Origin of the sequence: Citrobacter sp. wls615 (assembly GCF_005281355.1) — a bacterium.
Taxonomy (GTDB): domain Bacteria; phylum Pseudomonadota; class Gammaproteobacteria; order Enterobacterales; family Enterobacteriaceae; genus Citrobacter; species Citrobacter werkmanii.
Window position 1 is genome coordinate 1 of record NZ_SZXM01000061.1, and the last position, 22,721, is coordinate 22,721.

Here is a 22,721-nt window from a genome sequence, read left to right on the forward strand (position 1 = left end):
CTGCTCCGCTTAAGTGAACAGTATTGCGCCATTGGCGGGCCTTTTTATTTGTGCAGAGCACCAGCCAGCCAACGGGAAAACTCACGCATTGCAGATGTCTCAGGTCGGGATTGCAAACGCGTTATCCAATAGCTCCCCAGATCAATCTGCGTTAGAAACGGCTGAACGACACGTTCACTACCAAGCAAATGTGTGAACATTCTTACCGGGGCAATCGCCACTCCGATCCCTGCCTGCGCGGCCTCCAGCATTGTGACGGAAGAATCAAACACCACCACGTTGTGCGTCGGTGACGGAGGCGCTTCTCCGGCGGCCTGCATCCAAAGCGTCCATTCATCTCGCCGATAAGATCGTAATAGCGGGAATTTCAGGAGGTCTGCAGGTACCTTGATCTGTGCGGCTAATTCTGGCGAGCAAAGCGGGGACATCAGCGCGCTACACAAATATTGTGCGTCGGTATCATGCCAGGCTCCTCCCCCGTAACGAATGGTATAGTCCAGTCCCTCAGCGGCGGGATCCACGCGGTTATTGTGGGTGGAAATATGCAAATCAATATGCGGATAGTTACGCTTAAAGTCGCTGAGTCGAGGAAAAAGACAACCGATCGCAAAGGTCCCCACTACCCCGATTTTAAGTTTTTCCTGGGTTTGTTTAGTGGCAAAACGATCCAGCATCCCCGCCATACGATCGAAAGAATCATTAAGTACAGGTAACAGACTTTCCCCTTCTGTCGTCAGCATCAACCCACGAGAGCCGCGCACAAAAAGCTGACAATTTAGCTGCTGTTCCAGCGCTTTGACATGCTGGCTGATGGCAGAGTGCGTTACGTTGAGCTCAATTGCAGCGCGGGTAAAGCTAAGGTGTCTGGCCGCGGCTTCAAAAGCCCGCAGCGAGTTAAGGGGGATATAGCTACGCGTCATCATCTGGCCTGTTAGAAAAACTTATATCTGCTGCTAAATTTAACCGTTTGTCAACACACTGCAAATCAAACAAACTGATTGCGTCTGACGGGCCCGGACACCCTTTTGCTTTTTATTACGGAACTGATTTCATGATGAAAAAATCGTTATGCTGCGCGTTGCTGCTGACAGCCTCTGTCTCAACGTTTGCCGCCGAAAAAACAGAACAACAGATTGCCGATATCGTAAACCGCACCATCACACCGCTGATGCAAGAACAGGCTATTCCGGGTATGGCCGTGGCAATTATTTACCAGGGAAAACCTTATTACTTTACCTGGGGTAAAGCCGATATCGCCAAAAACCGTCCTGTCACCCAGCAAACGCTGTTTGAACTAGGCTCAGTCAGTAAGACGTTCAACGGTGTGCTGGGCGGCGATGCTATCGCCCGTGGTGAAATTAAGCTCAGCGATCCGGTCACCCAATACTGGCCCGAATTAACTGGCAAACAATGGCAGGGTATCAGCCTGCTGCACCTGGCCACCTATACGGCGGGTGGTCTGCCGCTTCAGGTACCTGACGATGCTACAGATAAAGCGGCATTACTGCGCTTTTATCAAAACTGGCAGCCGCAATGGGCCGCGGGTGCTAAACGTCTCTATGCTAACTCCAGTATTGGTCTGTTTGGCGCATTGGCGGTGAAACCTTCAGGAATGCGCTATGAAGAGGCGATGACCAAACGCGTCCTGCAACCATTAAAACTGACGCATACCTGGATTACGGTTCCGCAGAGCGAACAAAAGGATTATGCCTGGGGCTATCGCGAAGGAAGGCCCGTGCATGTATCTCCGGGGCAGCTTGATGCCGAAGCCTATGGGGTAAAATCCAGTCTTGTCGATATGACCCGCTGGGTTCAGGCCAACATGGACGCCAGCCAGGTACAAGAGAAAACGCTGCGACAGGGAATTGAAATCGCGCAGGCTCGTTACTGGCGTATTGGCGATATGTACCAGGGATTAGGCTGGGAGATGCTGAACTGGCCGGTGAATGCCGACTCGATAATCAACGGTAGCGACAGTAAAGTCGCGTTAGCGGCGCTTCCCGCCGTTGAGGTCAATCCGCCAGCCCCGGCCGTGAAGGCCTCATGGGTGCATAAAACCGGCTCCACTGGCGGATTTGGCAGCTACGTTGCTTTCGTTCCAGAAAAAAATCTTGGCATCGTGATGCTGGCAAACAAAAGCTATCCAAATCCTGCTCGCGTCGATGCAGCCTGGCGCATTCTTGAAAAATTACAGTAACTGACGACGAGGTCCGCTATAGCGGACCTCGTTTCTTCCTCTTCTTTTTCCTGCTGTCATCTACACTTAACAAAAAAACAGCAAGGAAAATCTTATGCGTATTCTGCCCGTCGTTGCTGCAGTTACCGCTGCATTTCTGGTTGTCGCCTGCAGTACCCCTACACCGCCAAAAGGCGTTACCGTTGTGAATAACTTTGACGCTAAACGCTATCTTGGTACCTGGTATGAAATTGCACGTTTAGACCATCGCTTCGAACGTGGACTGGAAAAAGTGACCGCAACGTATAGCTTGCGCGACGACGGCGGTATCAACGTGATCAATAAGGGCTATAACCCGGACAGAGAGATGTGGCAAAAAACGGAGGGTAAAGCCTATTTCACTGGCGACCCAAATCGGGCTGCGCTCAAGGTGTCATTCTTCGGCCCCTTTTACGGCGGGTATAACGTGATTGCGCTCGACCGGGAATATCGCCACGCGCTGGTTTGCGGCCCGGATCGCGATTACCTGTGGATCCTTTCACGGACCCCCACCATTTCAGATGAAATGAAGCAGCAAATGTTGGCTATCGCGACCCGGGAAGGGTTTGACGTCAATAAACTGATTTGGGTGAAACAGCCTGGTACTTAGTGAGTGCTAAGCTTCAGACCAATAATACCAGCCACAATCAGCCCCAGACTCAGCAAACGCGCCGGGCTGGCGGATTCACCCAACAGCAGAATTCCGGTAATGGCCGCCCCGACGGCGCCAATACCGGTCCAGACGGCATAGGCGGTCCCAACTGGCAAAGTACGCATCGCCCAGGAGAGCATGGCGATACTGACGATCATGGCCGCAATAGTGATAATACTTGGCGTCAGACGTGTGAAACCGTGGGTATATTTCAGGCCAATCGCCCAGACAACTTCGAGCAAACCGGCAATTAATAAAACGATCCAGGACATATCAGGCTCCAGAACAATGGGGCCGTCCCCGGTGAAAGAAGCGTTTGCAGGTCGTCCTGCAAAGCTGGTGTGTGAAATGGCATTTTTGCCCGACAGAAAATGAATTTCAACCTTTTTATTCACCGTTCGTTAAAAGCAAGAATTAGGCATAATTAGCGGCGTAGTTCCCGCATTTGGCACTCATCGGAGTTCTCTATGATGAAGGGCTTTCTGAAATCAGGAAGTCGATTGCCCCTCTTCTGAATGCGAAAAGTTTATGCTTAAAATTTTAGTGATTGACCGATGCCACTTTACCCGCACAGGGATAGAGGCATTGCTTAATCATTCTGGCAGGTTCAACTCCTCATTTCTGGTATCAGGAATTAATAATCTTCTGTTGGCAAAAGAGCATATTTTGCAGTGGAAACCGCATCTGGTCATTGCGGATTTATACAGTTTTATTAGCGAGGCGCATTCCACTCCGCCAGTTAAGCCCTTTTTCATGAGCTGTGGCGTCATACCTCTGATCTTACTGCAATCAGCGGACAGACAGCACGCGTCCATCCCGGCTTCTCAAGCCACCGCCTATTCGGTATTAACCAAACACACCTCGCTAAACGCACTTACACACACGATTCAGGAAGCGCTACAAGATCGCCCCACATTAGCATTAGCCGAAAATGCGACGCCACTGCTTACGCCGCAGGAGGAGAAAGTATTGTCAATGTGGATGGATGGCGTGAGTAACCAGGTTATAGCCGCCACGCTCTGCATTCATGGCAAAACGGTGTATACCTATAAACGAAATATTCGTCTGAAGCTTCATCTGGGGAACCGCTTCTCACCGTTCCTCTCACTCCCACACAGGGAGAGTTAACGGTACGACCCAGCGTCGTACCGTTGAGCATTATTGCTGAGCTTTTGTCGCCGCACCAGAGATAGCGTTACCGCCGTCAGAAATATCCTCCCCTACGCCTCGCGTGGTATTACACGCGGTTAATACGGAAGAAAGTACCAACACAGAAAAGATCGCAGCAATTGTCTTCTTAATCATAACGTCTTCCTTTTCTAGCCAATATTGTTTGTGTATAGCTACTTAATAATAGACAAGATCCGGAAGTGTGATGGATAAACAACCGTTTTTTCAGATTATGTGAGAAGTTTAACTGGCGGCGTGAGAGATTGAATTGCCGAGATGTTTGATGTCTTCACCGAAGCCGCGCGCGGTATTACAGCCAGCCAGTAGAGTGCTGGTGAAAAGGATTAGCATTACAAGACTGAGAAGACGTTTCATCATTCCTGCCCTGGAAAAAGTATGGCGCAGCAACCTGCGCCACAAGATCAAATAAGTGTCTTATTTTACGCGGGAAACGTATTCGCCTGAGCGAGTATCCACTTTGATCACTTCGCCGATCTGTACGAACAGCGGAACTTTAACGACTGCGCCGGTAGACAGGGTAGCCGGTTTGCCGCCAGTACCAGCGGTATCGCCTTTCAGACCCGGGTCAGTATCAACGATTTCCAGCTCAACGAAGTTCGGCGGCGTCACGGAGATCGGCTGACCGTTCCACAGGGTCACGATGCATTCAGCCTGGTCCAGCAGCCATTTAGCGTTATCGCCTACCGCTTTCTCGTCTGCAGCCAGCTGTTCGAAAGTGGTGTTGTTCATGAAGTGCCAGAATTCACCGTCGCTATACAGGAAGGTCAGGTTCATGTCGGCTACATCTGCGCCTTCGGCAGAGTCGGTAGACTTGAAGGTTTTCTCTACGCGAGTACCGGTCAGCAGGCGACGCAGCTTAACGCGCGCAAACGCCTGGCCTTTACCTGGTTTAACGAATTCGCTGGCTTCAACCGCATAAGGTTCGCCGTCCAACATGATTTTAAGACCAGCACGAAAATCGTTGCTATAGTACGTTGCCATAAGGCCCTCTGAAAATTGTTAACTGGTAGCTAAGCCACAAAATGGCGCATATTGTAACCCTAAATACCCCATCCAGAGAAGATTGGTTATCGCAACTTGCCGATGTTGTGACCGATCCCGATGAACTTCTGCATCTTTTGAATATAGACGCAGATGAAAAACTGTTGGCCGGACGCGACGCGAGACGACTTTTCGCCCTGCGCGTGCCGCGCGCGTTTATTGCGCGCATGGAGAAAGGCAATCCAAACGATCCGCTTCTGCGTCAGGTACTTACCGCCGAGGAAGAGTTTGTTGCCGCCCCCGGCTACTCGACCGATCCGCTAGAGGAACAGCACAGTGTGGTTCCCGGCCTGCTGCATAAATATCGCAACCGGGCGCTGCTGCTGGTCAAAGGCGGCTGCGCGGTAAATTGTCGTTATTGCTTCCGCCGACACTTCCCGTACGCCGAAAATCAGGGCAACAAGCGCAACTGGCAAGTCGCTCTGGACTATATTACCGCCCATCCAGAACTGGATGAAATCATCTTCTCCGGCGGCGATCCGTTGATGGCCAAGGATCACGAACTGGACTGGCTGCTCACGCAGCTGGAAACCATTCCACACATTAAGCGTCTGCGCATTCACAGCCGTTTACCGATTGTGATCCCGGCGCGTATTACCGAAGGGCTGACCGAACGTTTTGCTCACTCTTCACTGCAAATTCTGCTGGTCAATCATATTAACCATGCCAATGAAGTTGATGAGACATTTCGTCAGGCGATGCTCAGACTGCGCAAAGCAGGCGTTACGCTACTCAATCAAAGCGTATTGCTACGTGGTGTTAACGATAACGCCCAAACCCTGGCCGACCTTAGCAACGCATTGTTTGATGCGGGTGTTATGCCCTATTACCTGCATGTACTGGATAAAGTGCAGGGTGCCGCCCACTTTATGGTCAGCGACGAGGAAGCGCGTCAGATTATGCGTGAACTGCTGACGCTGGTTTCCGGTTACATGGTCCCTAAACTGGCGCGAGAAATTGGCGGAGAACCTAGTAAAACGCCGTTGGACCTGCAATTACGCCAGCAATAATTCTTAGTGAGTGTCCGATTATGGACACTCACTACCAATCCCGAGTATTTAATATCCGAGCAGGTAGAGTCGCACTTTTAATATGTGCTATTTTAACTAGCACTGTGCAACAACTCATTTGCAAATTTTATAAATTAATACAAATGTAGATTTCCAATAAATATATGGTTAGGGAGAACCCTGGATGGTTATTAGTATTAAGGGTATTAATACCGGTGTTATTCGTCAGAAGAATGAATTTGTTGCTCTGGCACTTAAGATCAAAGAACCAAGAAATAAAGAGTCGCTGTTTTTTCTCTCACCGTTGGGGCTAAGAGATTTGCTTATCGCCCTGGAGAGCAGACTCCATGCGAAGCACCAACTTAGCGAAGAAGCGCGTTTGCAATATGAAAAAGAACGCGACAAAGCCAGTAAAAAGATGCACGAGAATATCCCGTTAATTCAGGAAGATGAGTTAAAAAATGCGGATATAAACCGTCGCATCAATTCGCTGATGTTAGTGGATGACAAAGGAGAAAGCTTAGCATTTTCTCTGACGCTACATGACGGACAAACCCACCAATTACTGATTAATGAACTGCAGATCCAGGTATTAGCCCATGCAATCATTCATGCAATAAATAATGCTGGCATGCAGGAATTAGCGTTAAGAATTACATCGCTGCTGGATTTCTTACCGCTGTACGATGTTGATTGCCAGCAAAACGACAATCTTGAATATGATTCATATACACAACCAGAATGGAAACATAACCTGTTTAACCATTACCTGGCGATTATCTACCGCTATAAGGATGAAAAGGGTAAAGCTCAATTCTGTGGCTCAGTAGTAAAAACTCGCGCCCTTTCCGGCAGTAAAGAAGCTGAGGCCATTACCCGACGCCTTCTGGACTTCAGCCCACGACTGAAAAAACTTGCCGGTGTACCGTGCCAGGTGTTTGTCAGAACATTGACGGGTGATAAAACCCAAAAGCTCAATCAGGATCAGTGTTTGCGCGCGCTACATCATTTACGCGTTCAGTCTGCGCATAAAGCTCAGAATGCCTGATGGCGCTGCGCTTATCAGGCCTACGATCATGTGTACCGTAGGCCGGATAAGACGCTTTAGCGTCGCCATCCGGCATCAACCGCGTTTATCAATTTGGGCACTTATAAACCTGACCATTCATCTCGCTGGCGGTAGGCACAAAGCTGGACAGCATTCCCTGTGATGGGCTGCTGACGCCATAAATCACGTTACCACCCATTGCTGCGGCCTGGTTACGCAGATCGTTCGCTGCACCACGCATAGACCCACCCTCTTCGCCATGCTGACCAGAAAGCCAGTTGCTCTGCGTACCGGTTGCGGTGCCAATCAGCTGACACTCTGCGCCTGGCTTGTCTTCGACAAAGCGTACGCTTTGTCCGGCTGAACTCAGTTCGTTGCTGGAGCTACAACCCGCCATCAGTAGCGCGGCACCAACGATCCCTGCTAAATATTTCACGTGCATGTCATTCCCCATAATCAATTAGTTGGACGTTATGTCCGTAGCTGAATCATATACTAAAAAGATGACCAAAAGAAAAACCCCCGGACAATTCTGCCCGGGGGTTTTCAATTCTGAGAGGTTCAGAACAACATGATTACATCATGCCGCCCATTCCACCCATACCGCCCATACCACCAGCAGCACCTAAGTCAGGCGCATCGCCTTTCGGCAGATCGGTAACCATGCACTCGGTGGTGATCATCAGACCCGCAACAGAAGCTGCGTACTGCAGAGCAGAACGCGTTACTTTGGTTGGATCCAGGATACCCATGTCGATCATGTTGCCGTATTCTTCCGTTGCAGCGTTGTAACCGTAGTTACCGTCACCCGCTTTCACGGTGTTAGCCACTACAGACGGCTCTTCGCCGCAGTTCAGAACGATTTGACGCAGCGGAGCTTCCATTGCGCGCAGCGCAACTTTGATACCGACGTTCTGGTCTTCGTTCTGACCTTTCAGGCCGGCAATTTTGGACGCTACGCGAATCAGCGCAACACCACCACCAGCAACCACGCCTTCTTCTACCGCAGCACGGGTTGCGTGCAGGGCATCTTCAACGCGGGCTTTCTTCTCTTTCATTTCAACTTCAGTCGCAGCACCAACCTTGATTACCGCAACGCCGCCTGCCAGTTTCGCTACGCGCTCCTGCAGTTTTTCACGGTCGTAGTCAGAAGTTGCTTCTTCGATCTGCTGACGAATCTGAGTTACGCGACCCTGGATTGCAGCTTCATCACCTACGCCATCAATGATGGTAGTGGTATCTTTGTTGATAACAACGCGTTTTGCCTGACCCAGATCTTCCAGAGTTGCTTTTTCCAGCTCCATACCGATCTCTTCAGAGATAACGGTACCACCGGTCAGGGTAGCGATATCCTGCAGCATCGCTTTACGACGATCGCCGAAGCCAGGTGCCTTAACAGCAGCGACTTTCACGATACCGCGCATGGTGTTAACAACCAGAGTTGCCAGCGCTTCGCCTTCAACATCTTCAGCGATGATCAGCAGCGGTTTGCCTGCTTTCGCTACGGCTTCCAGAACCGGCAGCATTTCACGGATGTTGGAGATTTTCTTATCAGCCAGCAGAATGAACGGGCTTTCCAGTTCTACAGCGCCAGTTTCCGGCTTGTTGATAAAGTAAGGAGACAGGTAGCCACGATCGAACTGCATACCTTCAACCACGTCCAGTTCGTCCTGCAGACCGGTACCGTCTTCAACGGTGATCACGCCTTCTTTACCGACTTTGTCCATCGCTTCAGCGATCAGTTTACCTACGGTTTCGTCGGAGTTAGCAGAGATGGTACCAACCTGAGCAATAGCTTTGGAGTCAGAGCACGGTACGGACAGCGCTTTCAGTTCTTCAACGGCAGCAGCGACCGCTTTGTCGATACCGCGTTTCAGATCCATCGGGTTCATACCCGCAGCAACAGCTTTCAGACCTTCAGTGATGATGGACTGAGCCAGTACGGTTGCGGTGGTGGTACCGTCGCCTGCAGCGTCGTTCGCTTTAGAGGCAACTTCTTTCACCATCTGCGCACCCATGTTTTCGAACTTGTCTTCCAGTTCGATTTCACGTGCTACGGAAACACCATCTTTAGTGATGGTCGGTGCACCGAAAGATTTATCCAGAACTACGTTACGGCCTTTTGGACCGAGGGTAACTTTCACTGCATCTGCCAGTACGTTGACGCCGCGCAGCATTTTCACACGAGCGTCGTTACCGAATTTTACGTCTTTAGCTGCCATTTTCTCTTTCCCTTAAATTCGTATGTTCAGTGTCGTTCGCGGATTAGGCTTCAACAATTGCCAGGATGTCACTTTCAGACATGATCAACACTTCTTCATTGTCGATCTTCTCAGATTTAACACCGTAGCCATCGTTGAAAATAACGATATCGCCGACTTTCACGTCCAGCGGCTGTACGGTACCGTTGTCCAGGATGCGACCCTTACCGACAGCGATGATTTCGCCACGAGTTGATTTACCTGCTGCAGAACCGGTCAGTACGATGCCGCCAGCAGATTTGGATTCAACTTCTTTACGTTTGACGATCACACGATCATGTAACGGACGAATACTCATTGATAGCTCTCCTTTGAGAAAGTCTTTATCAGTTATGGGTGACGCCGGCCCGTAAACGGTTTCCCGGCTAGTGACCAGAGAGATGGGGATGGGGTTTTGTGCCTTCAAGGGGGCAAGCGAAAAAAAATTTTTATCAGCAGAAAATCCCGTCAAAACACCGACGCACCTCACATTCCATAACGATTTCAGTCACGTCGTCATAAGCAAATCCGATTGTGATACCATCAAAAATCTGCGCTGTAGCCCAGTCAACGGGCATAACTGGATAACAACTTATGAGCGGACTGAAACAAGAGCTGGGACTGGCTCAGGGCGTTGGCCTGTTGTCGACATCATTGTTAGGTACAGGCGTTTTTGCCGTCCCCGCGCTGGCTGCGCTGGTTGCTGGCAACAATAGCTTGTGGGCCTGGCCGGTGCTAATTGTTTTAGTCTTTCCCGTGGCGATTGTCTTCGCCGTGCTCGGCCGCCATTTCCCCAGCGCGGGCGGCGTGGCGCATTTTGTCGGTATGGCCTTTGGCTCGCGCCTGGAGCGCGTCACCGGATGGTTGTTTTTATCAGTAATCCCCGTGGGCTTACCTGCGGCATTACATATTGCCGCAGGATTCGGCCAGGCGATGTTTGGCTGGCATGACGGGCAGCTTCTGCTGGCAGAACTCGGCACGCTGGCGTTGGTCTGGTATATAGGCTCCCGCGGCGCCAGCTCCAGCGCTAATCTGCAAACGGTCATTGCCGGGCTGATCGTGGCCCTGATTGTCGCCATCTGGTGGGCGGGCGATCTAAAACCCAATGAAATCCCTTTCCCTGCGGTTAGCGAAATTGAACTTCCCGGACTGTTCGCCGCGCTGTCGGTGATGTTCTGGTGCTTTGTCGGCCTTGAAGCATTTGCCCATCTGGCCTCTGAATTTAAAAATCCGGAGCGAGACTTCCCGCGCGCGCTGATGATCGGTCTACTGCTGGCAGGTTCTGTCTACTGGGCATGCACCGTCGTCGTCCTTCATTTTGACGCTTACGGCGAGCAAATGGCAGCGGCGGCATCACTGCCCGAAATTGTTGTACAGCTGTTTGGCGTACAGGCACTGTGGGTCGCCTGCATTATTGGTTATCTGGCCTGCTTTGCCAGTCTCAACATTTATATTCAAAGTTTCGCCCGGCTGGTCTGGTCGCAAGCGCAATACAAGCCGGAGAGTTATCTGGCGCGTCTGTCCCCTCGTCATCTTCCGCGCAATGCGCTGAACGCCGTGCTAGGTTGCTGCGTGGTCAGTACCTTGTGCATCTATATGCTGCAAATCAATCTCGATGCGTTAATCGTCTACGCTAACGGCATCTTTATTATGATTTATCTGCTGTGCATGCTGGCAGGTTGTCGATTACTGAAAGGACACTATCGCGCATTGGCGATCGTTGGCGGTTTGCTATGTCTGCTATTGCTGGCGATGGTCGGTTGGAAGAGTCTCTATGCGCTGATTATGCTGGCGGCGCTGTGGCTGTTTTTACCCCGCAGGCCGGATAAGTCGACGCTGACGCCATCATCCGGCATATAAACATGTTTGCCGGATGGCGCTAACGCTTATCCGGCCTACAAACTGATACTTAATCCCGACGATCGTCTTTATGTTCAATACTGTCGCGATGCTCGTCTTTGCGCTGAAACTCACCGTCAAAGGTCTCGCCCCCACCCGTTCCGGCGCTAAAACCACCGCCGGGCATACGAGAAAAACGCAAATGTGGCAGCAGTTTCATCGTCAGATGCTTCTGTACCGGGGGGAGTAAAAGAAGAAGACCAAGGAAATCGGTAAAAAAACCAGGCAGCACTAATAGCAGACCGGCAATAATCAGCGAAACGCTCTTGATCATTTCTGCAGCCGGGCTTTCACCTGCCGCCATTTTTTGTTGCATCAGTAAAAAGTTCTTAAATCCCTGATTACGAACCAGAGACATCCCGATAACCGACGTAAAAATAACCAAAATCAGGGTCATCAGAACACCCAACACATGGGCAACCTGAATAAAAATAGATATCTCTATGTAAACATAGAGAAAAATGGCAAGTAATGGTATCCAGCGCAAAGGGGACTCCTGTTAATAACAGGCGTTTTGTACAACGTCTGTTCAAAAATTATGTGACTCGCATCAGTCAGATATTGAGGTGGTTAGCAAAATTTCAAGGCGCTTGTACACTAATATTTAGTGTTAATCCTAAAGGGGTGATCTATTTCACAGAATAATAAATAAGGGGTAAATTCCACGTTTTAAGTGATCCAGATTACGGTAGAAATCCTGAACCAGCATATGATCTCGGGTATCAGACCGATGCAGGGGATAATCGTCGGTCGAGAAACAATCGAAATCACATATATCCTGTGTGTTTAGTCAAATCATTGGCAGCTTGAAAAAGAAGGTTCACATGTTAAACAACATTCGTATCGAAGAAGACTTGTTGGGTACCAGGGAAGTTCCAGCGGACGCTTACTATGGTGTTCACACTCTGAGAGCGATTGAAAACTTCTACATTAGCAACAACAAAATCAGCGACATTCCTGAATTTGTTCGCGGCATGGTAATGGTGAAAAAGGCAGCGGCTATGGCCAACAAAGAGCTGCAAACCATTCCTAAGAGTGTGGCAAATGCCATCATCGCGGCGTGTGATGAAGTCCTGAATAACGGAAAATGCATGGATCAGTTCCCGGTAGACGTTTACCAGGGTGGTGCGGGTACCTCCGTCAACATGAACACCAACGAAGTGCTGGCCAATATCGGTCTGGAACTGATGGGTCACCAGAAAGGTGAATATCAGTACCTGAACCCGAACGACCACGTTAACAAATGTCAGTCTACCAACGACGCATACCCAACTGGCTTTCGTATCGCGGTATACGCATCCATCATCAAACTGATTGATGCTCTGAACCAGCTGCGTGAAGGCTTCGAGAAAAAAGCCGATGAATTCCAGGACATCCTGAAAATGGGTCGTACCCAGTTGCAGGATGCTGTGCCGATGACCCTCGGTCAGGAATTCCGTGCTTTCAGCATCCTGCTGAAAGAAGAAGTGAAAAACATTGGGCGTACTGCAGAGCTGCTGCTGGAAGTTAACCTCGGCGCAACGGCAATCGGTACGGGTCTGAACACACCGAAAGAATACTCTCCGCTGGCAGTGAAAAAACTGGCTGAAGTAACCGGTTTTGCCTGTGTTCCTGCAGAAGACCTGATTGAAGCAACTTCTGACTGCGGCGCATACGTTATGGTGCACGGCGCACTGAAACGTCTGGCTGTGAAGATGTCCAAAATCTGTAACGACCTGCGTTTGCTCTCCTCTGGTCCACGTGCCGGCCTGAACGAGATCAACCTGCCGGAACTGCAGGCTGGCTCTTCCATCATGCCAGCTAAAGTGAACCCGGTTGTTCCGGAAGTCGTAAACCAGGTGTGCTTTAAAGTCATCGGTAACGACATCACTGTCACCATGGCGTCTGAAGCAGGTCAGCTGCAGCTGAACGTTATGGAGCCAGTAATCGGCCAGGCAATGTTCGAATCCATTCACATTCTGAGCAACGCTTGCTACAACCTGTTGGAAAAATGCGTTAGCGGCATTACTGCTAACAAAGAAGTGTGCGAAGCATTCGTTTACAACTCTATCGGTATCGTTACTTACCTTAACCCGTTCATCGGCCACCACAACGGCGACATCGTTGGTAAAATTTGTGCCGAAACCGGTAAGAGCGTACGTGAAGTTGTCCTGGAGCGCGGCCTGTTGACCGAAGCCGAGCTGGACGATATCTTCTCAGTACAGAACCTGATGCACCCGGCTTATAAAGCAAAACGTTATACTGATGAAAGCGAACAGTAATCGTGTAGGGTAGTACCAGAGAAGGCACGTCAGATGACGTGCCTTTTTTCTTGCACGAAGTTACTTAAAAACAACAAGTTAATATCAACTTGTTAAACAACAAGGAAGGCTAATATGATAGTTTTAGAACTTATCATCGTTTTGCTGGCAATCTTTTTAGGTGCCAGACTTGGGGGTATCGGTATTGGATTTGCAGGTGGGCTGGGTGTCCTGGTTCTCGCCGCTATCGGCGTAAAACCCGGTAATATCCCGTTCGATGTCATTTCCATTATCATTGGCGGTTATCGCTGCCATCTCAGCTATGCAGATTGCAGGTGGTCTGGACTATCTGGTTCATCAAACTGAAAAACTGCTGCGTAAGAACCCGAAATACATCACGATCCTTGCACCCATCGTGACCTATTTCCTGACCATCTTTGCGGGTACGGGTAACATCTCTCTGGCAACTCTGCCGGTTATCGCTGAAGTTGCGAAGGAACAAGGGATCAAACCTTGCCGTCCGCTCTCAACTGCGGTGGTTTCTGCTCAGATTGCGATCACAGCATCACCAATCTCTGCTGCCGTGGTTTACATGTCTTCCGTAATGGAAGGTCATGGCATCAGCTATATTCACCTGCTGTCCGTGGTTATTCCGTCCACCCTGCTGGCCGTTCTGGTAATGTCCTTCCTGGTGACTATGCTGTTCAACTCTAAACTGTCTGACGATCCGATTTATCGTAAACGTCTGGAAGAAGGTTTGGTTGAGCTGCGCGGTGAAAGACAAGTTGAAATCAAAGCAGGCGCAAAAACCTCCGTTTGGCTGTTCCTGCTGGGCGTAATTTGCGTTGTTGTCTATGCAATCGTCAACAGCCCAAGCCTGGGTCTGGTCGCTAAACCGCTGATGAACACCACCAACGCTATCCTGATCATCATGCTGAGCATCGCGACGCTGACCACCATCATCTGCCGCGTTGAAACGGATTCCATCCTCAACTCCAGTACCTTCAAAGCCGGTATGAGCGCCTGTATTTGTATCCTGGGCGTTGCGTGGTTGGGTGATACCTTCGTATCTCACAACATTGACTGGATCAAAGATACTGCAGGTAGCGTAATTCAGGGCCATCCGTGGCTGCTGGCTGTCATCTTCTTCTTTGCTTCTGCGCTGCTGTACTCTCAGGCAGCAACCGCTAAAGCACTGATGCCGATGGCTCTGGCGCTGAACGTTTCCCCGCTGACCGCTGTTGCCTCTTTCGCAGCTGTTTCCGGCCTGTTCATTCTGCCAACCTACCCAACTCTGGTTGCGGCGGTTCAGATGGATGACACCGGTACAACCCGTATCGGTAAATTCGTCTTTAACCATCCGTTCTTCATCCCAGGTACTCTGGGTGTGGTTCTGGCTGTCTGCTTCGGCTTCTTGCTGGGCAGCTTCATGTTGTAAAATTTTCCTGCAGGGTGCCTCTGCACCCTGCAGTTCCTCCGCTTCATCACCCCGCTTTAGCTAACATCCTTCCCTCGTCCGTTGTATAGTGACCACTCTTTAGCTGGTTACTCTGTTCTTTCGAGGTGTTTATGCTTGATGTAAAGAGTCAGGATATTTCCATCCCCGATACCGTTGTAGTGTTCTGTACTGCTCCGGATGAAGCAACCGCCCAGGATCTGGCTGCAAAAGTGCTGGCGGAAAAGCTGGCAGCCTGCGTGACACTTCTGCCCGGAGCAACCTCCCTCTATTATTGGGAAGGTAAACTGGAGCAGGAATATGAAGTCCAGATGATTTTAAAAACCACCGTCACGCACCAGCAAGCCCTTCTCGATTGCCTGAAGTCACATCACCCGTATCAAACACCTGAACTTCTGGTTTTACCCGTCACTCACGGAGACTTTGATTACCGCTCATGGCTCAACGCATCCTTACGCTGATCCTGCTGCTGTGCAGCACATCTACCTTTGCCGGATTATTTGACGCGCCCGGCCGCTCGCAGTTTGTTCCTGCCGATCGGGCGTTTGTTTTTGATTTTCAGCAAAACCAACACGATCTGAACCTCTCATGGCAGGTAAAAGATGGCTACTATCTCTATCGCAAACAGATAAGCATTACGCCATCTCAGGCCGATATTGCCGAGGTAAAACTGCCGCCAGGCGTCTGGCATGAAGATGAGTTTTACGGCAAAAGTGAGATTTACCGTAAACAGTTGAATATTCCGGTCACAGTTAATCAGGCTAAGTCTGGCGCAACCTTAACGGTCACATACCAGGGCTGTGCCGACGCCGGTTTTTGCTATCCGCCGGAAACTAAAACAGTTCCCTTAAGTGAAGTGTCAGCCGCTGTCGGGGGGGCTCCGGCTACCGTACCTGTCACTGAGGCCCCGGAAGAGAAATCACAGCCCGCAGCCCAACTTCCCTTTTCCGCGCTGTGGGCATTGCTAATCGGCATTGGCATCGCTTTCACGCCCTGCGTACTGCCGATGTATCCGCTGATTTCCGGCATCGTGCTGGGCGGCAAGCAACGGTTATCAACCGGGCGAGCGCTGCTGCTGACGTTTATCTACGTTCAGGGAATGGCGCTCACCTATACTGCGCTGGGTCTGGTTGTTGCCGCCGCCGGATTACAGTTTCAGGCGGCGTTACAGAATCCTTATGTTCTGATCGGTCTTGCCATCATCTTTACGCTGCTGGCTCTGTCTATGTTCGGCCTGTTCACGCTGCAACTCCCTTCCTCATTGCAAACGCGCCTCACGTTGCTGAGTAACCGCCAGCAAGGCGGCTCTCCCGGTAGCGTCTTTACGATGGGGGCGATTGCGGGTCTCATCTGTTCTCCTTGCACAACAGCGCCGCTAAGCGCGATTTTGCTGTATATCGCTCAGAGCGGAAATATGTGGCTGGGAGGCGGTACGCTGTATCTGTACGCGCTGGGGATGGGCTTACCGCTGATGTTGATTACCGTCTTTGGTAACCGCCTGCTGCCTAAGAGCGGTCCATGGATGGAACAGGTTAAAACCGCTTTCGGCTTTGTCATTCTGGCGCTTCCCGTCTTCTTGCTTGAACGCATCATTGGCGACGTATGGGGCGTGCGCCTGTGGTCGCTGTTGGGCGTCGCGTTCTTTAGCTGGGCATTCATTACCAGCCTGCAGGCAAAGCACGCCTGGATGCGCATCGTGCAGATTGTCCTGTTAGCCGCAGCGCTTGTCAGTGTACGTCCATTGCAGGACTGGGCGTTTGGCACGCCGCATGCTCAAACCCAGACACACCTTAACTTCACGCCGGTGGCCTCGGTGGAGGCGTTAAATCAGGCGCTGGCACAAGCTAAAGGCAGGCCCGTTATGTTGGATCTGTATGCCGACTGGTGCGTGGCCTGTAAGGAGTTTGAGAAGTACACCTTCAGCGATCCGCAGGTTCAGCAAGCGCTAGGCGACACAGTGCTTTTACAGGCGGACGTAACTGCAAACAATGCCAAGGATGTCGCTCTCCTGAAACATCTACAGGTTTTAGGTTTGCCCACTATCCTGTTTTTTGATGCCGAGGGTAAAGAGCATCCGGAGGCTCGGGTAACGGGTTTTATGGATGCAGCGACCTTCAGCGCACATTTGCGCGATCGTCAACCGTGAGCGACACTTGCAAAAGGAAATACGGAGGAGAATACCGTGCAACGTGAAGATGTCCTGGGAGAAGCCCTGAAATTACTTGAGGTTCAAGGGATAGCCAATACCACGCTGGAAATGGTGGCCGAACGTATCGATTATCCGCTTGATGAACTACAGCGCTTTTGGCCAGATAAAGAGGCCATCCTGTATGATGCGTTACGTTACCTCAGCCAGCGGGTGGATATCTGGCGGCGTCAGCTTTTGCTGGATGAGACCCTGAGCGCTGAACAGAAATTACTGGCACGCTACAGCGCGCTATCCGAATGCGTGAGCAATAATCGCTATCCCGGCTGCCTGTTCATTGCCGCCTGCACGTTTTATCCCGATCCTGGACATCCAATCCACCAGTTAGCCGACCAACAAAAAAAAGCAGCGCATGACTTCACTCATGAGCTACTGACTACGCTGGAAGTTGACGACCCGGCCATGGTCGCCAAACAGATGGAACTGGTCCTGGAGGGATGTCTGAGCCGCATGCTGGTGAATCGTAGCCATGCTGATGTCGAAACGGCACACCGTCTGGCGGAAGATATTCTGCGCTTTGCCCAGTGCCGTATGGGTGGCGCGCTAACCTAAGCGAACAAGCCCGTACAGGCCGAAGTGAGTGAGCATCAGTCGCTGAAAACGCACCATCGCCACGGTGGTGCGAAATAATCTGTTAATCGCCCTGGTCAGCGTTTTATTAAAATGCAGCGAATCACTCTTGTGCTATACAGCCCTCTTCTTGCGCTCAGCATTACCTGTCGACATCATGGCGGTCTGGAAGATTTGTGCAAACTTCAGGCACAAACGCACAGATTGCCGCAATATTAAGCGGTTGAACCCTTTTTCCTGAAATTTGATTGACTGACAGACGTGAATACGGTTTAATGCGCCCCGTTGCCCGGATAGCTCAGTCGGTAGAGCATTCATATCAACGGACCTCCATGGAGGTCCGTTTTTGCATTCTAAACCCGCCAAAATTAACACCTCTACAATCCCTTAACTCTACCCAACTCAATCAACTTCAACCCGCATCAAGTCCCTTGCGAGGGTACAACTGAGGGTATAGTCTGATTCGATAAAATTTATACCCCTTTTACTATCAGGAGATACCGCCAATGGCGCTCACTGACGCTAAAATCCGTGCAGCTAAACCGGATGAAAAACCTTACAAACTTGCCGACAGCGGCAACATGTTTTTGCTCGTTCACCCTAACGGCTCACGGTACTGGCGACTCCGCTACCGGTTTCTGGGCAAAGAGAAAACGCTCGCTCTGGGGGTCTATCCTGAAGTCTCGTTATCAGAAGCAAGGGAAAAACGCGATACGGCGAGGAAGCTGATAGCTGAGGGAACTGACCCGTGCGAACAGAAACGGATCAAAAAGTCTGTACCTGAAACAGCTCAGACATTCGAAGGCATCGCAAGGCAGTGGCATAAGAGCAACAAAAAATGGTCAGCCTCACATAGTGAGAAGATACTAAAAAGCCTCGAAACTCATGTGTTTCCCTTTATTGGCTCACGTGATATTACCGCCCTCAGGACTCCCGATTTACTTGTTCCAGTAAAGGCTGCCGAAGCCAAAGAGATCTATGAGATTGCAGCGCGCCTTCAGCAGCGTATCACTGCAATCATGCGCTATGCTGCCCAGTCAGGCATTATCACCTATAACCCTGCCGTGGATATGGCTGGCGCGTTAACCACGGTGAAACGCCAGCACCGCCCTGCCCTCGCCTTAAATCGCATTTCAGAGCTTCTTGAACGACTGGATGCATACAGAGGACAACCTCTCACCCGACTGGCAACTAAACTCACTCTGCTTATCTTCATCCGTTCCAGTGAACTACGCTTTGCCAGGTGGTCTGAGATCGACTTCAGGAAAGCCATGTGGACCATTCCTCCTGAGCGGAAACCTATTGAAGGGGTCAAGTATTCCCATCGTGGCTCAAAAATGCGGACAGAGCATCTGGTGCCACTCTCCACTCAGGCACTGGATATTCTGAAAGAGATCCACACCATCAGCGGGGAATATGAATTGATTTTCACTGGCGATCACAATCCGTGGAAACCCATGAGTGAAAATACGGTGAATAACGCGCTGCGTCTTATGGGCTATGATACAAAGGTCGATGTCTGTGGGCACGGCTTCAGGGCAATGGCATGCAGTTCATTGATTGAGTCAGGATTGTGGTCAAAAGATGCTGTGGAGCGACAAATGAGCCATCAGGAGCGTAACGGTGTTCGTGCCGCGTATATCCATAAAGCGGAATTTCTGGATGAGCGCAGGCTGATGCTCCAATGGTGGGCTGATTTTCTGGATGCAAACCGTGAAAATCCGGTCTCACCTTTCGATTACATCAGACAACAACACTTATAATCCATTCTCCCGGCAAGGATGCCGGGAGAATGTTTCCTTCTTTTTTTCCTTTCCCTGTATACCTTTATTCACAGAGGGGTTGATGACTCACTGACACCGGACCCTGTGCTGAAATATGTTACGTATGTCCTGGGGATTATCTATACTACCTGCTTTAAAGCAGGTCACAGCAATTAACGATAAGATAAGACACAAAATAACGAGATATCACTATGAGTTTTTTAACGGATGAAGAAATTAATGCACTGACAATAAAACGAATGATTTTTCATGTCGTTGGTGGAGAACTGGAGATCCCCGTGCTGCTCAGTGAAATATCACCACCTGAACACGTCGATTTTTTTCTGGAACGGATTAAGTCTGCATTAAGCGGTAACATGTTCCGGTTTACGGAGTTGTCCAATACCGAACGTATTCTTCGCCTCATAAGGAACAATGCCGATACTGATACCAGTTGCTTCACTGAACAGTCCACTTTTCTGGCAAACGATTTTCAGTCTCACCACCACACAAAAAATGCCAGTATGGGAGTATTTTTTCTTTTTGAGCTTCACGCCCTCAACGATGAGAAACTGTTTGCTCTCATTAAATATGATAATGAGGATGTGGTACGTTACGTGCTGGATGCGGAGGGGAACGAGTTTCAGGTTCCCAGACTCGAACGTTTCCGCGAAAGCTTCGTCAAGAAAGCAGAAGCCATGCAGAAAATTGCTCTGGTCCGCCTGACGGCAGATGCTCAGGGTGGACAAGTTGTTGTACGGGATCGCAGCAAACGAACCAATATCTCCGTTTATTTTGAGCGTTTTCTACAGGTACAGCGCGTCAACAATACAACCGACCTCAGCGACAAACTGGTTGCCGCACTCAAGGATGTCTTCAAAAAGCACCGCGACCTGTTACCGGACGACATCAGACGTAGCGGTGTTAACAAGATTTATGAAACGCTACATCACGGGGCGCAGGATTTTAACACCGATGAGCCCCTTTCCCTGCTGAACCAGATTTTTGGGCCAATGGAAGAAGATCATCCACTGGTCAAATCCTTTACCCGTAAAATAAAAGACCTGGGAATTTCAGGTGAATCTTTCCGGATCACCCCTGAGAACATCCCTAAGCCACGGAAAAGAAAACTGGAAACTCTGGAAGATGTTATTGTTATCTACGATGAGGATAATGCCCCGGACATCCAAACGATGGAAGACGGGCGAAAACGTATAGTGATAGTGACTGCAGGGCTGGTGACAGATGACATCGATACTGGAAAAAATCGGTAAGGCAATTGACTGCTCACGCCGCGCATCTGATCTGGTGATCACGGAGGATCAGCAGACAACCACCCGGAAACTGTTCATTTCCGGTACCATGGATAATGACACCCTTCAGTTATGGGGGGAAGTGACAGATGCTGATTCCGAAAACCTCCGGATCACCTTTGTTGATGACAGCCGGGATGATATCCACCCTGCGCAGGGTATCCCCGGTCAGAAGCACTTTATCACTATCATCAGCGATGAGATTCCCGGGATTCTGCGACTCTTTACCCCTGAAGGGTGGCGTACATTTTTACTCGGGGATCCCGGGCTTCGTCAGTATCGCCTTATCTACGCCCTGTTCGTCAGCGAGGCATTTGAAACACAACAGTGGAAGGTCGAGCCGTGGGAAAAAATGCACCCGGAGGAGAGTGGCATCGACGTTATTCCCCAGACAACCTCCGTCACAAAAAGTATCATCAGATGCTTTTCGACCGACTTTCTTCCTCCGGATACTATAGCCCCCTGGATCTTAGTGTCCGGAGACAAATTGACAGACGGATCAATGAGGCTCTGGGCATCACTCGCCTGCCGGGAGTTATTGAAATGTTTCGTCAATGAGCTTTTTGCCGCCGAAATAAAAAAGGTCGGACTATCAGGAAAACCGCCGCGAAAAATCCCATTCGGAGAAGAACATGCGGCCCTGCCCGCCTTTTATGTCATTCAGGAAACGGCAAAATGGATTTTTCTTGAAGGAAATGAAACAGAGCTTAAACATACCTTTCTGTCCAGTGAACTGGCCAGAGAATGGCCTGAGGGTGTCACGTTTTGTGAAGGCATTGTGTGTCGACTTCCCCCGGCACTGGAGTCAGCCCGGCTGCTCTACAAGGCCCATATCCGGACAGGGGGAAAAGACACCCTGAAATCACTGGGTGATTTGCGAAAAGGCCTGACAGAGGACACCCAAAAAATTTTGCAGCAGTCGCGGGATCTGTCTTCCGCGTTGTGGAAAGATATGGCTCTGGTCATCAGCACTCTGGTCCTTCGCTACAGTCTGGAGGCCCTGAAGGAAAGTGGCCCGCAAAAAGTGTATGCCTTGGCATTTTGTGCACTGGCCCTGTATATCGCCATCTCATACGGAATGTCGGTCTATATCAACCGTCATGCCCTTTCACTGCTGGAAAAAAACAGAACCATCTGGAGAAGTAAGTTATATGGTTTTCTGGATGAACAGGATTATCAGGAACTGGCAGGTTTTCCCGTAAAGGCCGCAATACGGTCATATCACCGGGTTGAGCGAATAACGTCGGCCATTGTGCTCATTCTGGTCACGCTATTACTTACAGCTGCAGCAAGTGAATTCTGGTCACTCAGTATGCTCCTGCAGTCGGGCTACACCTGGGTTATGAGTGCGTTACAGATTCTGACTCCCCCGTGGGCTCTGCGCAGCCCGAACGGTTTTACTGTCTATCCTTCATGACTGGAATAAAACAACCAGGGATCATAGCTGGCTCTGATAATGGACAACACGTATGGTAATCAGTCCTCAGGTTGCTAAACAGAAGTTCATTTTGATCGGGTAATAATATCTTCTTCTCAGTAAACAGGAGAACGATGAAAAAAAATAGATAGTTTAAGCGCTCGTCTTGCTGAGGTAGCAAAGAAAACAAAAAGAACTAAGCATAAAGCCATTAGGGATTTATTAGTAAGTAGAATTGCTTTATGCAAACCATCGTCAACACATATTTTTCGGCAAAGATAAAAGAAGGCTTTTCTTAACTGCATTCATGATTGTTTGACGGAAAAGGGAATTAATAATGGTTACCCTACCTCAGATTTTCTGATTATTGGCTCCCAGTGGTTAATTATAAATAACCAAAGCATTTAGTGGATAATGAAGATGAAGAAATTGGTAATGCTGCCAACTTACTGATTTAGTG

General features: G+C 50.0%; 22 protein-coding genes and 1 pseudogene. 14 read left to right on the forward strand and 9 right to left on the reverse strand.

Annotated elements, in window-relative coordinates:
• Window positions 1-44: 44 nt before the first annotated feature.
• Entirely contained in the window at window positions 45-920 is an 876-nt protein-coding gene (ampR, locus tag FDX04_RS16815; protein WP_079225640.1) for a LysR family transcriptional regulator AmpR, read from the reverse strand.
• 131 nt (window positions 921-1,051) lie between these two features.
• Here ampR and blaCMY point away from each other — a divergent pair, with 131 nt between their 5' ends.
• Entirely contained in the window at window positions 1,052-2,197 is a 1,146-nt protein-coding gene (blaCMY, locus tag FDX04_RS16820) for a CMY-2 family class C beta-lactamase (RefSeq protein ID WP_137371262.1), read from the forward strand.
• Window positions 2,198-2,291: 94 nt separating this feature from the next.
• The gene (locus tag FDX04_RS16825; RefSeq protein ID WP_042312840.1) at window positions 2,292-2,825 is read left to right on the forward strand and encodes a lipocalin family protein; all 534 of its coding nucleotides are present in this window, start codon (window positions 2,292-2,294) and stop codon (window positions 2,823-2,825) included.
• On the opposite strand, the gene sugE is transcribed toward FDX04_RS16825, so the two are convergent.
• Complete coding sequence (sugE, locus tag FDX04_RS16830; protein WP_000118520.1) at window positions 2,822-3,139, reverse strand: quaternary ammonium compound efflux SMR transporter SugE; 318 nt, start codon at window positions 3,137-3,139, stop codon at window positions 2,822-2,824. The two genes, FDX04_RS16825 and sugE, sit on opposite strands and share 4 nt — an antisense overlap.
• A gap of 256 nt (window positions 3,140-3,395) precedes the next feature.
• Between sugE and FDX04_RS16835 the strand changes: the two genes are divergently transcribed.
• Window positions 3,396-3,995 (forward strand): LuxR C-terminal-related transcriptional regulator, encoded by a 600-nt coding sequence (locus FDX04_RS16835; RefSeq protein ID WP_137361734.1) that lies wholly within the window; start codon window positions 3,396-3,398, stop codon window positions 3,993-3,995.
• A 30-nt stretch (window positions 3,996-4,025) separates the two neighbouring features.
• Here the strand turns inward: FDX04_RS16835 and ecnB are convergent, their stop codons facing one another.
• The 3 genes from ecnB to efp form a co-directional block, all read right to left on the reverse strand.
• Complete coding sequence (gene ecnB, locus FDX04_RS16840) at window positions 4,026-4,172, reverse strand: lipoprotein toxin entericidin B (protein WP_032940256.1); 147 nt, start codon at window positions 4,170-4,172, stop codon at window positions 4,026-4,028.
• A 108-nt stretch (window positions 4,173-4,280) separates the two neighbouring features.
• Window positions 4,281-4,415, reverse strand: a complete 135-nt coding sequence (ecnA, locus tag FDX04_RS16845) for a lipoprotein antitoxin entericidin A (RefSeq protein ID WP_016151394.1) — start codon at window positions 4,413-4,415, stop codon at window positions 4,281-4,283.
• A 57-nt stretch (window positions 4,416-4,472) separates the two neighbouring features.
• A complete protein-coding gene (efp, locus tag FDX04_RS16850; protein ID WP_042312845.1) occupies window positions 4,473-5,039 on the reverse strand; it encodes an elongation factor P in 567 nt (188 codons plus the stop codon).
• 41 nt (window positions 5,040-5,080) lie between these two features.
• On the opposite strand from efp, the gene epmB reads away from it, so the two are divergent.
• A complete protein-coding gene (epmB, locus tag FDX04_RS16855) occupies window positions 5,081-6,109 on the forward strand; it encodes an EF-P beta-lysylation protein EpmB (protein WP_042312847.1) in 1,029 nt (342 codons plus the stop codon).
• A gap of 184 nt (window positions 6,110-6,293) precedes the next feature.
• Window positions 6,294-7,157: a YjeJ family protein gene (gene yjeJ / locus FDX04_RS16860; RefSeq protein ID WP_137361733.1), complete on the forward strand. Its 864-nt coding sequence runs from the start codon at window positions 6,294-6,296 to the stop codon at window positions 7,155-7,157.
• Window positions 7,158-7,245: 88 nt separating this feature from the next.
• Here the strand turns inward: yjeJ and FDX04_RS16865 are convergent, their stop codons facing one another.
• The 3 genes from FDX04_RS16865 to FDX04_RS16875 all read right to left on the reverse strand — a co-directional run bounded on the left by FDX04_RS16865 (window position 7,246) and on the right by FDX04_RS16875 (window position 9,716).
• Window positions 7,246-7,599, reverse strand: coding sequence for a DUF4156 domain-containing protein (locus FDX04_RS16865; protein WP_042312852.1), 354 nt, complete (start codon window positions 7,597-7,599; stop codon window positions 7,246-7,248).
• 133 nt (window positions 7,600-7,732) lie between these two features.
• Complete coding sequence (gene groL / locus FDX04_RS16870) at window positions 7,733-9,379, reverse strand: chaperonin GroEL (protein ID WP_006686275.1); 1,647 nt, start codon at window positions 9,377-9,379, stop codon at window positions 7,733-7,735.
• Window positions 9,380-9,422: 43 nt separating this feature from the next.
• Window positions 9,423-9,716 (reverse strand): co-chaperone GroES, encoded by a 294-nt coding sequence (locus FDX04_RS16875; RefSeq protein WP_000027827.1) that lies wholly within the window; start codon window positions 9,714-9,716, stop codon window positions 9,423-9,425.
• Window positions 9,717-9,991: 275 nt separating this feature from the next.
• Between FDX04_RS16875 and yjeH the strand changes: the two genes are divergently transcribed.
• Window positions 9,992-11,257, forward strand: coding sequence for an L-methionine/branched-chain amino acid transporter (gene yjeH / locus FDX04_RS16880; protein WP_137350109.1), 1,266 nt, complete (start codon window positions 9,992-9,994; stop codon window positions 11,255-11,257).
• A gap of 49 nt (window positions 11,258-11,306) precedes the next feature.
• Here yjeH and FDX04_RS16885 read toward each other — a convergent pair whose 3' ends face one another.
• On the reverse strand, window positions 11,307-11,783 hold the full coding sequence (locus FDX04_RS16885) for an FxsA family protein (RefSeq protein ID WP_006686272.1): 477 nt from the start codon (window positions 11,781-11,783) through the stop codon (window positions 11,307-11,309).
• A gap of 337 nt (window positions 11,784-12,120) precedes the next feature.
• On the opposite strand from FDX04_RS16885, the gene aspA reads away from it, so the two are divergent.
• The 8 genes and pseudogenes from aspA (at window position 12,121) to FDX04_RS16925 (ending at window position 22,261) form a co-directional block, all read left to right on the forward strand.
• Window positions 12,121-13,557 carry an aspartate ammonia-lyase gene (gene aspA, locus FDX04_RS16890; RefSeq protein WP_032940252.1) on the forward strand — a complete coding sequence of 479 codons (1,437 nt, stop codon included), beginning with the start codon at window positions 12,121-12,123 and terminating at the stop codon, window positions 13,555-13,557.
• 114 nt (window positions 13,558-13,671) lie between these two features.
• A pseudogene (dcuA, locus tag FDX04_RS16895) lies at window positions 13,672-14,974 on the forward strand (anaerobic C4-dicarboxylate transporter DcuA).
• A gap of 131 nt (window positions 14,975-15,105) precedes the next feature.
• Window positions 15,106-15,453, forward strand: coding sequence for a divalent cation tolerance protein CutA (gene cutA, locus FDX04_RS16900; protein ID WP_137361732.1), 348 nt, complete (start codon window positions 15,106-15,108; stop codon window positions 15,451-15,453).
• Window positions 15,429-17,138, forward strand: a complete 1,710-nt coding sequence (locus tag FDX04_RS16905) for a protein-disulfide reductase DsbD (protein WP_137361731.1) — start codon at window positions 15,429-15,431, stop codon at window positions 17,136-17,138. The genes cutA and FDX04_RS16905 overlap by 25 nt, the downstream gene beginning before the upstream one ends.
• 36 nt (window positions 17,139-17,174) lie before the next feature.
• Window positions 17,175-17,750: a transcriptional regulator gene (locus FDX04_RS16910; RefSeq protein ID WP_006686267.1), complete on the forward strand. Its 576-nt coding sequence runs from the start codon at window positions 17,175-17,177 to the stop codon at window positions 17,748-17,750.
• Window positions 17,751-18,274: 524 nt separating this feature from the next.
• Window positions 18,275-19,531, forward strand: a complete 1,257-nt coding sequence (locus tag FDX04_RS16915; protein ID WP_137371263.1) for an integrase arm-type DNA-binding domain-containing protein — start codon at window positions 18,275-18,277, stop codon at window positions 19,529-19,531.
• A 212-nt stretch (window positions 19,532-19,743) separates the two neighbouring features.
• The gene (locus FDX04_RS16920; RefSeq protein ID WP_047660531.1) at window positions 19,744-20,805 is read left to right on the forward strand and encodes a nucleoid-associated protein; all 1,062 of its coding nucleotides are present in this window, start codon (window positions 19,744-19,746) and stop codon (window positions 20,803-20,805) included.
• Entirely contained in the window at window positions 20,777-22,261 is a 1,485-nt protein-coding gene (locus FDX04_RS16925; protein WP_137371264.1) for a hypothetical protein, read from the forward strand. The genes FDX04_RS16920 and FDX04_RS16925 overlap by 29 nt, the downstream gene beginning before the upstream one ends.
• Window positions 22,262-22,721: the final 460 nt, after the last annotated feature.